Annotated in this window: 12 protein-coding genes; 6 read left to right on the plus strand and 6 right to left on the minus strand. The window is 59.1% G+C overall.

The window, feature by feature from the left end; all coding sequences use genetic code 11:
* Nucleotides 1-16: 16 nt before the first annotated feature.
* The 3 genes from ABJD00_RS18970 to ABJD00_RS18980 are packed head-to-tail and all read right to left on the minus strand — an operon-like array spanning nucleotide 17 to nucleotide 3,985.
* Entirely contained in the window at nucleotides 17-2,185 is a 2,169-nt protein-coding gene (locus ABJD00_RS18970) for an RNA degradosome polyphosphate kinase (protein ID WP_413831954.1), read from the minus strand.
* 40 nt (nucleotides 2,186-2,225) lie between these two features.
* Nucleotides 2,226-2,909, minus strand: a complete 684-nt coding sequence (locus ABJD00_RS18975; RefSeq protein ID WP_413831956.1) for a DnaA ATPase domain-containing protein — start codon at nucleotides 2,907-2,909, stop codon at nucleotides 2,226-2,228.
* A gap of 2 nt (nucleotides 2,910-2,911) precedes the next feature.
* A complete protein-coding gene (locus ABJD00_RS18980; RefSeq protein WP_413831958.1) occupies nucleotides 2,912-3,985 on the minus strand; it encodes an AI-2E family transporter in 1,074 nt (357 codons plus the stop codon).
* A gap of 229 nt (nucleotides 3,986-4,214) precedes the next feature.
* On the opposite strand from ABJD00_RS18980, the gene proS reads away from it, so the two are divergent.
* The 6 genes from proS to ABJD00_RS19010 all read left to right on the plus strand — a co-directional run bounded on the left by proS (nucleotide 4,215) and on the right by ABJD00_RS19010 (nucleotide 10,279).
* A complete protein-coding gene (gene proS / locus ABJD00_RS18985; RefSeq protein ID WP_413831960.1) occupies nucleotides 4,215-5,552 on the plus strand; it encodes a proline--tRNA ligase in 1,338 nt (445 codons plus the stop codon).
* A gap of 27 nt (nucleotides 5,553-5,579) precedes the next feature.
* The gene (locus ABJD00_RS18990; RefSeq protein ID WP_413831962.1) at nucleotides 5,580-6,542 is read left to right on the plus strand and encodes a serine hydrolase domain-containing protein; all 963 of its coding nucleotides are present in this window, start codon (nucleotides 5,580-5,582) and stop codon (nucleotides 6,540-6,542) included.
* Complete coding sequence (locus ABJD00_RS18995) at nucleotides 6,539-7,039, plus strand: DUF2937 family protein (protein WP_413831964.1); 501 nt, start codon at nucleotides 6,539-6,541, stop codon at nucleotides 7,037-7,039. The genes ABJD00_RS18990 and ABJD00_RS18995 overlap by 4 nt, the downstream gene beginning before the upstream one ends.
* A 252-nt stretch (nucleotides 7,040-7,291) precedes the next feature.
* Nucleotides 7,292-8,539, plus strand: a complete 1,248-nt coding sequence (locus ABJD00_RS19000; RefSeq protein ID WP_413832040.1) for a lipoprotein-releasing ABC transporter permease subunit — start codon at nucleotides 7,292-7,294, stop codon at nucleotides 8,537-8,539.
* Nucleotides 8,532-9,209 carry an ABC transporter ATP-binding protein gene (locus ABJD00_RS19005; RefSeq protein WP_413831966.1) on the plus strand — a complete coding sequence of 226 codons (678 nt, stop codon included), beginning with the start codon at nucleotides 8,532-8,534 and terminating at the stop codon, nucleotides 9,207-9,209. Before ABJD00_RS19000 ends, ABJD00_RS19005 begins: the two co-directional genes overlap by 8 nt.
* An 86-nt stretch (nucleotides 9,210-9,295) precedes the next feature.
* A complete protein-coding gene (locus ABJD00_RS19010) occupies nucleotides 9,296-10,279 on the plus strand; it encodes an Ldh family oxidoreductase (protein WP_413831968.1) in 984 nt (327 codons plus the stop codon).
* A gap of 21 nt (nucleotides 10,280-10,300) precedes the next feature.
* On the opposite strand, the gene ABJD00_RS19015 is transcribed toward ABJD00_RS19010, so the two are convergent.
* The 3 genes from ABJD00_RS19015 to ABJD00_RS19025 all read right to left on the minus strand — a co-directional run bounded on the left by ABJD00_RS19015 (nucleotide 10,301) and on the right by ABJD00_RS19025 (nucleotide 11,916).
* Nucleotides 10,301-10,735, minus strand: coding sequence for a DMT family transporter (locus ABJD00_RS19015; RefSeq protein ID WP_413831970.1), 435 nt, complete (start codon nucleotides 10,733-10,735; stop codon nucleotides 10,301-10,303).
* A gap of 27 nt (nucleotides 10,736-10,762) precedes the next feature.
* On the minus strand, nucleotides 10,763-11,443 hold the full coding sequence (locus tag ABJD00_RS19020) for a hypothetical protein (RefSeq protein ID WP_413832042.1): 681 nt from the start codon (nucleotides 11,441-11,443) through the stop codon (nucleotides 10,763-10,765).
* Nucleotides 11,444-11,505: 62 nt separating this feature from the next.
* Nucleotides 11,506-11,916, minus strand: a complete 411-nt coding sequence (locus tag ABJD00_RS19025; protein ID WP_413831972.1) for a PaaI family thioesterase — start codon at nucleotides 11,914-11,916, stop codon at nucleotides 11,506-11,508.
* Nucleotides 11,917-12,148: the final 232 nt, after the last annotated feature.

Below are 12,148 nucleotides of genomic sequence, written 5' to 3' on the forward strand. Positions count from 1 at the left end.
ATCCGGGCGCGTGCGCTTAGTCCTCGGTGTGGGTCAGTTTGGGCACGTCTGAGGCCCCCGCCGATCCACGCCCGGAGAGCGAGGGGTTTTCCATGAAGAAGCGATGGCAGTTGAAGGCAAATGTCCCTTCGGGCAACTCTGGACGCTTAAAACTGCCATCGGGTGCCATGACCCAGCTTTGTGCCACATCGGCGAGGTTTGCGGCCATGACCTGGCTCACGATCTGCGCCTTTACGGTGGCGTTTTCAATCTCGACCAGTGTTTCGACCCGCCGGTTCAGGTTTCGCCCCATCCAGTCCGCTGAAGATATAAACACGCGGGCTTTCTTGGACGGCAGCCCATGCCCGTTGCCAAAGCAGACGATGCGCGAGTGTTCGAGGAACCGCCCAACGATGGATTTAACCCGGATGTTATCGGAGAAACCTTTGATCCCCGGCCGCAACCCGCAGATACCCCGCACGACAAGGCTGATTTTCACGCCCGCCTGTCCTGCTGCATAGAGCGCATCGATGACTTCGGAATCGATCAACGAATTCATCTTGGCCCAGATCACAGCCGGTTTACCTTTGGCGGCGTAGTCAGCTTCGGCTTGGATCATTTCCAGCAGTTTGGGTTTCAGGGTGGTTGGCGAAATGGCGAGGTTGTCTAGCGCTTCGGGCGGGGCGTATCCGGACAGGTAGTTGAAGACTTTGGTCGCATCGCGCCCCAGTTTCGGATCGCAGGTGAACAGCGACACGTCGGTGTAGATACGGGCCGTGCCGGGGTGATAGTTGCCGGTGCCAAAATGGGTATAGGTCACCAGCTTTTTGCCTTCGCGGCGCACCACGGTGCTGATTTTTGCATGCGTCTTGAGGTCAATAAAGCCGTAGACCACATGCGCACCCGCCCGTTCGAGGCGGCGCGACTGGCGGATGTTGGCGGCCTCATCAAAGCGGGCTTTGAGTTCGACAAGGGCGGTGACGGACTTGCCGTCTTCTGCCGCTTCACACAGGGCTTCGACGATGGGTGAGTTTTTTGAAGTCCGATAAAGCGTCTGTTTGATCGCTACGACGTCCGGGTCCCGCGCCGCTTGCTGAAGGAAACGTACCACCATGTCGAATGTCTCGTATGGGTGATGCAGCAGCATGTCTTTTTGGCGGATGGCGGACAGCATGTCGCCGTCAAAGTCACTGACCCGCTCGGGGACGCGTGGGGTAAACGAGGGCCATAGCAAATCCGGACGATCATCCAGCACCAGCGCACTGAGGTCCGCCAGACCAAGCATACCATCGACCTCAACCACTTCGGAATCCGTGACCCCAAGTTCTTCCTTGATAACCGCCATCAGCGCGTCTGGCGCGCCTGCGGAGTGGGTCATCCGCACCACTTCCCCACGGCGACGGCGTTTCAGGGCAACTTCAAACTCGCGCACGAGGTCTTCAGCTTCTTCTTCGACTTCCAGATCGCTGTCGCGCAGCACGCGGAATTCGAAATGTGCCTTGAGTTTATAGCCCGGGAACAAGTTCGGGATGTGCAGGATCAGCAGTTCTTCTAGCGGCAGGAACCGTTGGCCGGGGCCGGGCAGGGCGATGAAGCGGTCGATCTGGGCCGGGATGGGCAGCAGGGCCTGAAGTTTGCGTTTGTCGGACTTGCGCTCCATCTGTAGGGCCAGCGCATAGCCGGTGTTGGGGATAAAGGGGAACGGATGTGCAGGATCAATGGCCAGAGGAGAGAGGACGGCAAAGACTTCGGCAAGGAATACGTCCTCAAGATGCGCGATGTCTTCTTCGGTCAACTCTTCTGGTGTCAGGACATTGATGCCAGCTGCGTCCATCGCTTCGTGCAGGTCCTTGAGGACCCGTTGTTGTTCGGTCAGCAGTGCACGCGCGTTTTCGTTTATCAGCACCAGCTGTTCGGCGGGCGACAGGCCATCTGCGGCGGGAGTTGTGTTCCCTGCGATGGCCAGTTCGCGCAAGCCTGCGACGCGAACGGTGTAGAATTCATCAAGGTTGCCGGCCGAGATCGACAGGAACCGCAGCCTTTCCAAGAGCGGAACGCGCGGGTTCTCCGCCTCTTCCAGCACGCGCCAGTTAAAGCTCAGCCAGCTGAGTTCACGATTAAAAAACCGGCCCGGACCGTTTGTGTCCAGATCGGGCAGGTCGACAGGTTCGGGAAAGGGCGAGGCAAGAAAGTCGGCATTGGTCATGGGGCGGATATGGCGATCACATGTGACGGTTAAGTGACGTTTATCCCCTATCGTCCGTGTCAATGTCCAGCAGCTCTGCGGCAAGGGCGCGTGTCACTGGCTTTTTGCGGGCCAGACTTGTTGCATCGAGGGTGGCGACGATGCGCCGCGCGGCCTCGAAAGAACGTTCCATATGGGTGACCAGATAGGGGATCACATCCGCCCGTGGCGTCAGTTGACGGTCATTAAACAGTTTGCCCAGCACTGCCGCCAGCAAGTTGTCATCTGCGGGATCGAGGGCCGCGTGCCCTGCCGCGTCAATCCGGCTTTGCAGATCAGGCAGTGACATGGCCCAAAGGGACGGGGCTTGGGTGCCTGTCATCAGCAAATGCTGTCCTGCCTCGGCCAACTGGTTGTGAAGATGAAACAGGGTTGTCTGGGTGTCCATGTCTTTAGAGATCAGAGGCACGTCTTCGACCGCGACTGGCCCTGTTGGGGGAGTGTCGAGGAGGTCAGAGGTCAGATCACGTGCCGCTATGATCCGTGCGCCGCTGGCGGCGGCCCAAACATGGGTGAGGTGCGTTTTTCCTGAGCCTCCGGGACCGCTCAGTACCAGTTTGCGCAATGGCCAGTTCTGCCAGTCATCGATCATCTTCAAGGCCAGCGCGTTGGATGGCGCTACAAGGAAATCGTCACGCCCAAGCGCTGCGCGTGCAGGCAGATCCAGTCCCAGTTGCGTGGCCATGATCAGTCTTCGGTCTCGATGTCAGCCTCTAATCCTTTGTAGAGGCGACTGTCTTTGTACTGGTCTGCGAGGAACCGCACAAACACCCCAATGGCGGCGGCCATTGGCACCGCAACAAGCATGCCGACAAAACCAAATAGAGCGCCAAACACCGTCAGGGCGAGGATAAGCCAGACTGGGTGCAGTCCGACACTTTCACCGACCAGTTTTGGTGTCAGTACATTTCCTTCAGCAACCTGACCAATCATGAAAATGATGGCCACTGCAGCGATCATGCCCCATTCCCCCCAGAACTGGAACAGCGCCAAACCGATGGCCAGAGCGCCGCCCACAAGCGCGCCCACGTAAGGAATGAAGGTCAAAAGACCCGCCACGAAACCAACGACAAGCCCGAACTGAAGGCCCACCACCATCAGCGCGACAGCGTAATATGTTCCAAGGATCAAGCAGACTGTACCCATGCCCCGGATAAACCCGGCCAGGGTCGTGTCAACTTCGTGAGCGAGGCGGCGGATGACGGGCGCATGATCGAGAGGCAGCAGGGCGTCGATGCGTGCAATCATTCGGTCCCAATCCAGCAGCATGTAAACCGCCACCACAGGCACGATGACGAACAGCACTATGATGTTGATAAGGCTTGCCGCTGAGATCAAGGCAGAGTTGAGCAGGTCACCCCCCCGTTCAGAGATGGTTTGGCCGATGCTCGAAAGCGTTTGATGTACGGCCGAATTTTCATCCAGCAGGCTGGGAAAACGTTCGTTGAGGAAGGTTGTTGCGTCTTCGGCGATTTGGGGTGCGGCGTTGAACAGTTGCACGGACTGCTGAACAAGGTTGGGGATCACCAAGAGGATGAGGATGACAAAGACGATGATCGCGCTGACGGTGATGATCCCTGTGGCGAGGGCGCGGTTGCAACCGTGCTCCTCAAGCCAGTCAGCGACCGGATCAAGGAAATAGGCGATAGCGGCCCCAAGAAAGAAAGGCAGCAACTGATCACCCAGCGCGTAAAGCAGCAAGAAAAAGATCGCCGCGGCGATCCCCCAATATTTTAACTGATCGCGCACCGGCAGGGCCATGCTGTCTCCCTTTTAACCTTGGGTCCACATTGCGGTTTTTACCCCCGCTTTCAAGGGAAGAAGTGGTCGCAAGCATAGTGCGTCTTTGCCTATACGCGGCTTCACGGCTGTAATTGGCCCGCGCGGTCAAGGCACGCATCCGCCTTTTTCCCGGACTGCCGTTCAAGTGTGATTGCGGCCTTTCACCCTTTCGCCTAATCAGGTCCAAATATCTGATGGAGTGCTGATCGTGCGTTTGAGCCGTTATTTTTTGCCCGTACTAAAGGAAAACCCCAGCGAGGCGCAGATCGTGAGCCACCGCCTGATGCTGCGGGCTGGCATGATCAAGCAAGCCAGCGCGGGGATTTATTCCTGGCTGCCACTTGGCTTTAAGGTTCTGCGCAAGCTGGAAAACATCGTCCACGAGGAACAGGCGCGCGCTGGTCACATGGCCATGCTGATGCCCACCATTCAATCGGCTGATCTGTGGCGTGAAAGCGGGCGTTATGATGCCTACGGCGACGAGATGCTGCGCATCAAGGATCGCGGCGGGCGTGATATGCTGTTCACCCCCACGGCCGAAGAGTTGATCACGGATATCTTTCGATCCCATGTCGGCAGCTACAAAGACTTGCCGCTGACCATGTATCAGATCCAGTGGAAATTCCGCGACGAGATCCGCCCGCGCTTTGGCGTGATGCGGGGCCGCGAATTTCTGATGAAGGACGGCTACAACTTTGACCTGACCAAAGAAGACGCGCTGCACGCCTATAACCGCCATCTGGTCAGCTACCTCCGCACCTACGAGCGGATGGGCTTGCAGGCCATTCCGATGCGTGCGGATTCTGGACCGATTGGCGGGGATGATACCCACGAGTTCCTCGTATTGGCCGACACTGGTGAGTCTGAAGTGTTCTATGACAGTGCCGTCACCGACCTCACCTTTGGCGATCGTCACATCGACTATGATGATGTGGCTCAGTGCGCGGGCGTGATGGAAGAGTTCACGAATCTTTATGCCCGCACCGACGAAACCCACGACGAGGCGTTGTTCAACGCCATTCCCGAGGAACGCCGTCGCGTGGCGCGCGGAATCGAGGTGGGGCAGATTTTCTACTTTGGCACCAAGTATTCGGATGCTTTGAACGCGGTTGTGCAGGGCCCGGATGGCAAGCAGGTACCAGTGCATATGGGCAGCCACGGTATCGGTGTCAGCCGCCTGATGGGCGCCATCATCGAAGCCAGCCATGATGACAACGGCATCATCTGGCCAGAAGGCGTCACACCCTATCACTGCGGCATCGTGAACCTTAAACAGGGCGATGCAGAGGCGGACGCGGCTTGTGAGGCTCTATATGCAAGCCTTGGTTTGCTGGGCCTTGAGCCGCTTTATGATGATCGCAACGAGCGCGCTGGGGGCAAGTTTGCCACGATGGACCTGATCGGACTGCCATGGCGGATCACCGTCGGGCCACGGGGTCTCAAGAACGGCGTGGTCGAACTGACCTCGCGCCGTACAGGGGTGAGCGAAGAGTTGCCGCCCGAAGAGGCGGTCAAGCGCGTAGCGGAGATTTACGCGGCACATTGATCGCCGCCTTGTGCTAGGCTGTAAGTGATGAAAGCGCTTGTTTTATCCGTGCTGATTTTGGCGCTGCTGCCTTTGGCAGCGGCCTCTCAGGACGCTGACCGGGTGGAGGCAATGCGCGCGGCCTATGCGGAGTGGCTGGAGCGCAATCAGACGACCGGAACAGGTGCGCTGGCGTTCCAAGGTGCCGACACCTACGCGATTGGGGATGCCACCGCACCCATTGAATTGGCGAGCGTCAGCAAATCCATCACCGCGCTTTGCGCCGCAGCGCTTCTGGATTCGGGTGATCTGGACATGTCAGTTTCAGTTCGCGATGTGCTGGGCCGCGGCCCGGATGTCAGCGTTGCATCCCTTGTGACCCACACCAGCGGCCTCACCGAGGATGTCACACAGAAGCTGATGCCGGAGTGGCTGGACACCGACGGACAACGCGGCTTTGACGTGCTGGAGGCGATGTCGGCACCAACCGGAGTGTCGGGGCAGTACGTCTACAACAACGTCAACTACGCCTTGTTGGGGTTGGTGATCGAGGCCAGCGTTCCGGACAGTTATGAAGACACCTGCAAACGCCTCGTGTTGGATCCTGTAGGCGTGACGGGTATGCCATCACCGCGGGCTGGCGGGTTCCTCAGTTGGGGCGGTTGGACAATGTCGCCTTTGGATTATGCGCGGTTGCATGCACATTGGTATGGGCAAGGCACCGCAACGGGTCGCAATCCATTTGACTATCCACATGTGCAATTGTTCGAAAACGGACCCTACTATGGGCTTGGCACCGTGTTTCGCCCCAACCACACTGGCGATGGTACTTTCAATTTTTGGCATTTCGGTGCGCTCTGTTTTCCCGGACGCATGAACGTTGGTTCTTACGCCGTCACATTCGGTGGAAAATGGACTGCCATCATGGGCTATGACGCCTGTGTGGATTTCGACACCATGCTGGCGTTAGATACACAAATTGGCCGTACGGCTTACGGGGCGGTGGAATGATTGCCCGGGTTCTGGTTTTGGCGGGCGGTGTCTTGGGCGGCGCGTCAGCGTCTCAGTTCCCGGAATTCGCCCAACAGTACACCCAGCGTCTGGGCGGAGCAGTGGATGCGCTGGGCGAGGTGGTTGCAGACTTTGACGCCTCGGCGGCAGATGCTGGCCTGACGCGGGACGCGGCACTGGCTGAACTGCAAGGCAGCGCATTTCTGGATGCGAGGCGGCAGGATATGACGCGCACGTTTGAGCGTTACGAGAGCTTGCAAGCCGATCTGACAAAGCTGGAAGGGGCAGGGCCGTTTATGCGTGCCTATCACGCGACCAGCATGAGCGACCGAGACGTTGCGCGCGCGGCGATGGAGACGTTTGAACCAGCGGTCCCTCTTGGCATGGCGGGGCTGACGTTTGCAGGGTCAGGATTTGTTGCGGGGCTGTTCGGCATTTGGGTGGCGCTCAAACTGTTGATGTGGCCGCTTCGCCGCCGCGCCGGAACGGCGGTCTGATCCGGCGACGAAATCCTGTTTGGGTAGGTGATTTTCCAAGAACAGATGTGTTTCCTGCGCCCACGAAGCCGCACCGTGTTATCGATGGCCACGGCGAGCGCGTAGTGCCCGCACGCCTTAGCGTGGCGCGTGTCCAACCCAAGCCTCTGACTGCAACCGCTTGACCTCCGCCTGCGTCTCGCCCAAGTCTGCTTGCAAACAGAGCAGGAGCCCGAAACCGTGGCCACACCCCCTTTTGCCCCTTTCGAGTGGATGATCGCATGGCGTTACTTGCGCGCGCGTCGCGCCACCGGCGGCGTCAGTACGATGACATGGATCAGCCTGATCGGGATCACGCTGGCGGTCTTTGCGCTGATCGCGACGCTGTCGGTTCGCTCGGGTTTTCGTGCGGAGTTTGTGGATACGATCCTTGGGGCCAATGCCCACGTGACGGTCTATCAAATTGGAGAGGTCACTCAGGCGGGAACCATTGACCGCACCATCGCGGATTACGATGAACGGGCAGAGGCCTTGCGTGCCGTGCCGGGTGTGACTCGCGCTGCGCCGATTGTGCGTGAGCAGGTTATGGCCAACTTGCGCCAAAGCAATGCGGGCGTCCAAGTCTTTGGGATATCGGCGGAAAACCTTGGCAGTTTGCCGCGCATTGCGGACCCCGAAACAGCCCGGGGTGACATCGCGCGCTTTGAACAAGGTGTGGCCATCGGCTCGGGCGTGGCGCAGGAACTGGGCGCGCAGGTGGGAGACCGGATCAAGCTGATTTCACCCAATGGGGTGAAAACCGCCTTTGGCACCTCGCCACGCATCAACGCATATGAAGTCACGTACATATTCTCAGCCGGGCGCTACGACATCGACCGGGTGCGTGTCTATCTGCCTCTGGCCGAGGCACAGTCGTTCTTTAACCGCGAGGGGGTCGTGGACGAGATCGAGGTGATGGTCGAAAACCCCGAGGCCGTCGACAGCTATGCCGCCGCACTTAAACAGACGGCCGGCGAGCGCAGCCAGTTGTGGACGTGGCGCGATGCCTCGGGCAGTTTTTTGCGCGCGCTCGAGGTTGAGGACAACGTGATGTTCATCATTCTGTCGATCCTCGTTCTGATCGCGGCGATGAACATCGTCTCGGGCCTGATTATGCTGGTCAAAAACAAGGGGCGCGACATTGGTATACTGCGCACCATGGGGCTGACCGAAGGATCAATCCTGCGCATCTTTTTCATTTGTGGCGCCTTCACGGGCATGATCGGGACGGCCATGGGCGTAGTACTCGGTTGCCTCTTTGCACTTTATATCGATCCACTGTTTTCGCTGGTGAACTACCTTATGGGCGGAGGTGTATGGGATCCATCCATTCGCGGTATCTATGCGCTGCCAGCCCAGTTAAACCTGTCGGATGTGCTCAGTGCGGTTAGCCTGTCTCTCGGGCTGTCCTTCATCGTCACCATTTTTCCGGCACGTCGTGCGGCCCGCATGAACCCGGTGGAGGCGCTGCGTTATGAGTGATGTGGTGCTGGAACTGAAGGACATCGCCAAGACCTACAATGCGGGCAAACCGTCCGAAGTTGCGGTGCTTCGCGGCGTAGACCTGAGTGTGGGCAAAGGTGAAGTTGTTGCACTTGTTGCGCCCTCCGGTGCAGGAAAGTCGACATTGCTGCACATTGCGGGTTTGCTGGACACGCCTGACGCAGGAACGGTCGAATTGGGTGGTCAGAACCTGAGTGGGCAATCTGATCGGCGCCGGACTTTGGCGCGCCGGGCGGATGTGGGGTTCATCTACCAGTTCCACCACCTGTTGCCTGAGTTTTCAGCCTTGGAAAACATCGTGTTGCCGCAGTTGAGTAATGGAACGTCGAAAAGCGCCGCGTCTGAGCGTGCAATGATGCTCCTCGAAAAGGTTGGGGTGGGCCCGCGTGCGGATCACCGTCCGGCCGAACTTTCTGGCGGCGAACAACAGCGCGTCGCCTTTTGCCGCGCTCTGGCCAATGAACCGCGACTGCTATTGGCGGATGAGCCAACCGGAAACCTGGACCCGGCTACGTCAGATCAGGTGTTTGATGCGCTGATGGGACTGGTGCGTGACACAGGGTTGTCGGCGCTGATTGCCACTCACAACCTTGAACTGGCGGCCCGGATGGATCGCACATTGCGGCTGGATTCTGGGCGGTTGGTGTAAGCTGTCCATTATCCGTTACGCTTGACGCTTGCCAAGCTCTTTGATCAGAATGTGTGGCGCGGCCCTCGCCGTGAAGGACGAATACAATGACCTCCGTTTCTCTTGCCGACATCGAACGCACAGTTCAGGCCGCACTGGTTGCCCATGGCGCTGGCACCTTTGCTGCTGCAGAAGTGGCACGGGCCGTGGCTCGGGCCGAAGCGACGCACAACCGGATATGCGGGTTGTATTATCTTGAAAGCTACTGTGCGCAGTTGAAAACGGGCCGTGTGCAAGGGGATGTGGTGCCGGTGGTAACGGCCGCGCGTCCGGCGGCTATTCAGGTCGATGCGCTTATGGGCTTTGCGCAACCGGCCTTTGCATATGGGCTTGCCCCGGCACTGGACGCTGCGCGTCAGTTTGGCGTCGCCACGCTGGCCGTGGGCCACGCGCATACTTGTACCTCGCTGGGCTATTTTACCGAACAGATCGCGGCGGCCGGGTTGATCGGGATCGGAATGACTAATGCCTCACCCATCGTTGCTCCGCCCGGGGGCAAGACGCGGATGATCGGCACCAACCCTATTGCGTTCTCTGTGCCAGACGGGGAAGGGGGGCTGGCAATGCAGTTTGATCAGTCCACAACCACCGTGGCCTTGGGCAAGATCACAATGGCCAAGGCAGCGGGCGAAGCTATACCTCTTGGCTGGGCCCTAGATGCCGAGGGTAACCCGACAACGGACCCGGAGGCCGCGATCAAAGGCTCGCTCGTGTCCATGGGCGGGTACAAAGGGTGGGGGTTTGGCCTGATGGCTGAACTGCTGGCCGCAGGAATGACAGGCGGCGTTCTCAGCCGGGACGTCAAACCGCTCAAGGCGCCCGAAGGGCCACCGCATGATCTTGGCCAGTTTTACATCCTCATCGATCCCAGTACCTCAACCGACTTTGCGCGCCGCGTCGTCGATCTGAGTGAACTGATCGCGACTGACGAGGGCGGGCGCATGCCGGGACAACACCGCGTGATCGCGGATCCGATCGATGTGGACCCAGCGGCGTGGGAACAAGCTCAGGCGCTGGCCGAGCGCAGTTAGGGCGCGGATAACACCCGCGCCTTACGCCTGTTGGGTCAGCCACACCCCCGCCGCCATCAATGCAATCCCGCCCATCCGAGCCGGACTAAGGGCGGCAGCCTGTGCACCGAACAGACCAAAATGGTCAATGGCGGCGGCGCTGATCAACTGCCCAATCAGCACAAAGAACACCGCGTTGCCGATGCCAAAATGCGGGGCAATGAACGTGATGGACAGCACGTAGAACGCAATCAGTGCTCCAGCGAGGAACAGATGCTTTGGCGCCTCGGCCACCTTGGACAAACCGTGCCCACCTGTGAAGGCAAAGACCACTCCCGCTGTCACCAGCGCCACTGTGAACAAAACCGTGGCCGCCGCCGCCGGATTGCCCAGTCGTGTGCCTAGGGCGGCGTTGAGCGCGGCCAGAACGGGGATGCCAATCCCGGCCAACAGCATGATGAGGGCGTATTGGGCCATGGGTGATCTTTCCTTATCCGTCATGTCTCAGCCGCAGATCCCGTTCAGCTCAACACCGTCCCATGGCAGGCGCACATTGTGCTGACGCGACTGGGGCAGGGCGGCCACGGGCATGGACTTGGATATGAGTGCATGGAGCCGATGCGTGCGCGGGGCCTGGGGGGCAAGGGCGCGGCAACATACGAACTCTTCCACGATGGCCCCCTGCTGCTCGAAACCGAATTCGGAAAACTTTCGTTCCACTCCAACATCAAACAGGTAGGGATCGTCGCTCGTCTGATGTTCGCGTGCGGCCCGGAGCGGGGAATAGCCCGTCACATCCCGGTTCTGCCATTGCCAGACATGGGTAAGCTCATGGGCAAGCAGCATGGCAGCGATCAGGTTGATCTCGTCCGGGTAGTCAGGGACGTAGTTTTCCAGATACCAATCCTTGTCGAAAAGCACATGCTGCCAAAGGGCCACAGCCGCGGGCTTGGCTGTGACGATCCCTTCGGTTGCCGGGGGCAGGATCAACTCGCGGCACGTTGTACGTGGCCGCGCCTTGCGCCGAAAGGTGACGGCGCGGGTCGGGGCGCCGTCCACAAGGCGCACGCGCTTGGTGTCCAGAGCATCCCCGTGGATCGTCGCGGAAAAGGCGATCTCGGCCTCTGTCAGGGGCCGTCCACAGCCCGTCAGCAGGGCAAGGATCAAAAGGGTGCGCAGGAACATGCGCCCAATAGGGGCCAGATCGGTTTTGGGATCAAGAAGCAACTGCGTGAACACCGTCGCTCTTATCCCGGCACGGCGAACGTGCCGGTGGCATGGGCAATTGGTTTGTTCGCAGGCAGGGCGGTCAGGGTGCAGCGTGCAAAGATCATCGACCGGCCTGCGCGCAAAATCTGTGCCTCTGCGCGTACCGTGTCGCCGGAGCCGGGGCGCAAAAACTGGGTGTCGAGCGTGATCGTCGCCACGGGAATCATTTGCCCTTGATTCGCGCCAGCGGCCAGCACCATGACTGTATCTGCTAGGGTCGCCAAAACCTGGCCTGACACAATACCACCAATGCGTGCGATCTCATCTGTTATTGGTATGTCAACAGTCACTCCCGTATGGTCGCATTGTGTGACAGAGGGCGACAGAGCAAGGACCCACGGAGCAAAGCTTTCGTCCAGGAAACGTTGGGCATCGGAGGCTGTAATCATGCGTTCAGACTGCGGCATAGGCGGAAAGGATGCAAGATTGGGCAAAATCCCGCTTAGCAAAAATCCGGTCTCTAAAATGCCTTGAAGATGCCTAGTTCTGGTAAACTGCTGTACACCTTTGTGGGTCAAAAAAGGTCAGGCTGCGGATGAGTGAGTGTCCGACGGTTTGTAACGAGTATGAAGGCGAGAGCGAAAGCTCTCGCCTTTTTCAATTGTCCATTTAGTTGGTGCG

The organism is Tateyamaria sp. (assembly GCF_039945315.1).
GTDB lineage: Bacteria > Pseudomonadota > Alphaproteobacteria > Rhodobacterales > Rhodobacteraceae > Tateyamaria.